A 219-nucleotide genomic window follows, 5' to 3' on the forward strand; every position below is an offset into this window, starting at 1 on the left:
TATGTGGGCCATCGGCTACACACAGCTACTGAATACGATCGTCTTCTATATTATGCTTGTCATCGGCTTTGCGGCTGTACTTATTTATCCGGGAATTGACGGACTTAAGGAATTTGCGGCAGCCAAACCGCACATGTACTCTCCTGCGGGTGCAGGCATTCAGACGATTGTAGCCTGGTTCGGTACGTTTCTCGTCAACGTCGTATTAGCACAAGCAGC

The 219-nt window shown here is 49.3% G+C and carries 1 pseudogene; it reads left to right on the forward strand.

The window, feature by feature from the left end:
- Window positions 1–219 (forward strand): annotated as a pseudogene (locus LKX83_RS33365) (sodium:solute symporter family protein); the annotation flags it as partial.

Origin of the sequence: Cohnella baijiui, assembly GCF_020731285.1 — a bacterium.
In the GTDB taxonomy this organism is placed as follows: Bacteria; Bacillota; Bacilli; order Paenibacillales; family Paenibacillaceae; genus Cohnella.